The organism is Streptococcus sp. HMSC10A01 (assembly GCF_001807785.1).
In the GTDB taxonomy this organism is placed as follows: Bacteria; Bacillota; Bacilli; order Lactobacillales; family Streptococcaceae; genus Streptococcus; species Streptococcus gordonii.
The window spans coordinates 1-1,011 of the sequence record NZ_KV790963.1; the positions used below are offsets into that span (position 1 = coordinate 1).

2 protein-coding genes are annotated in these 1,011 nt (G+C 41.4%); both read right to left on the reverse strand.

Features of this window, described 5'->3' with window-relative positions; genetic code table 11:
• Positions 1-95: 95 nt before the first annotated feature.
• Positions 96-611 (reverse strand): galactose-6-phosphate isomerase subunit LacB, encoded by a 516-nt coding sequence (gene lacB, locus HMPREF3108_RS01615; protein ID WP_008809451.1) that lies wholly within the window; start codon positions 609-611, stop codon positions 96-98.
• 16 nt (positions 612-627) lie between these two features.
• The coding region (gene lacA / locus HMPREF3108_RS01620; RefSeq protein ID WP_070493009.1) for a galactose-6-phosphate isomerase subunit LacA at positions 628-1,011 on the reverse strand (384 nt) is incomplete at its 5' end.

The window sequence follows — 1,011 nt, forward strand, 5'->3', positions numbered from 1 at the left end:
ACACGATTAACAGTATCTATTTTCAATTCTTCTAAGGGATAGGAAATATCGATAGAAGGATTCATGGTCACTGTAAGAATCATCTGGCTACCTCACTAGTCGTGGTACTCTCCACGATCCCATTTTTCAAGAAATTCTGTAAAGAAGTTTGCATCTGCTTGATGAGCATTGTGAGTTTCAACGTGCTCAATTTTAGCAATCAATTTTTTGTTTTCTTCTGATGGTTTGTATTCAGCATTGATGAAAGCTTCAATGATATCACACATGAGCAATTCACCAGTGATCTTACCACCGAAACCAATAACGTTGGCATTGAGTTCTTCTTTAGCATAAAGTGCTGTTGTCATATCACGAACCAAGGCAGAGCGGACACCTGGAACTTTGTTAACAGCGTTATTGATACCAACACCAGTACCACAGATACAAACACCAAGATCAGCCTGACCGCTAGTTACGGCTTCCCCTACTTTTTTACCAAAGATGGGATAGTGAGTACGAGTATGGTCATAAGTACCAAAGTCAAGGACTTCATAACCTTTTGATTTCAGAAAATCTGAAACCGCCATTTTTTCATTGGTAACGATATGGTCACATCCAATTGCAATTTTCATTTGACTTCTCCTTTTCTTAGCACATTTTGTTGAGCATGTCGACCCGGATTTGGTGACGTCCGCCGTCGTATTTACCATTGACAAAGCCTTTAGCAATATTCTTAGCCAGGCCTTCACCAACGATTTCAGCTCCCATCGTAATCATGCGAGAGTTGTTATGACCGCGAGTCATGTAGGCAGAGCGTTCATCAGAAACTTCCGCTGCAACCATACCTTTGATTTTGGTCGCTACCATGAATGGACCAGCCCCATAAGCATCGATGACAATACCAAGATTCTCCTCTTGTTTATTCACCTCAGCTGCAACTGCAAGGGTCACATCAACAAAATCCTGACCTTCTTTCGTCACATCGACCACTTCAAAGTTTTCTCCGACGAGAAAATCCTTGACCACATCTTT

Excerpts from the sequence above, each read along its gene's own strand:
- lacB (WP_008809451.1), bottom strand. The coding sequence starts at position 611 with ATGAAAATTGCAATTGGATGTGACCATATCGTTACCAATGAAAAAATG.